The sequence below is a fragment of the Priestia sp. SIMBA_032 genome, assembly GCF_046535215.1.
In the GTDB taxonomy this organism is placed as follows: Bacteria; Bacillota; Bacilli; order Bacillales; family Bacillaceae_H; genus Priestia; species Priestia aryabhattai.
Window position 1 is genome coordinate 1 of record NZ_JAWRXD010000303.1, and the last position, 331, is coordinate 331.

At 37.8% G+C, this 331-nt stretch carries 1 protein-coding gene; it reads right to left on the reverse strand.

The annotated features are described in order from the left end of the window. A partial coding sequence (locus SB717_RS34495; protein ID WP_410907352.1) for an alpha-isopropylmalate synthase regulatory domain-containing protein occupies positions 1-331 on the reverse strand: 331 nt, incomplete at both ends.

Here is a 331-nt window from a genome sequence, read left to right on the forward strand (position 1 = left end):
GTATGCGATAATCTGCCAATTCACATTCTAATCCTAAAATTCTTTGAATCGCATTGTATATCGCTTCAATACTACCAGAACCAGTGGCTGCATCTTCATATACATTTCCTTCCTCATCCTTAAGCACAACTGTTGCGCATTGTGTACTATTTGATACGAAATGCACTTGTAATTGCGTAATGTTATATTGCTGGGCTGCAAATGCTGCTTCACCAAGCATAATTGCGCGTAAATCTTCCTCAGTAATTTCCTTTTTACGATCCGCCAATTTTTTAAATGATTCGAATGCCGCATCTCGCTCTTCATTTGTAAATTCATAACCAAGCTCTTT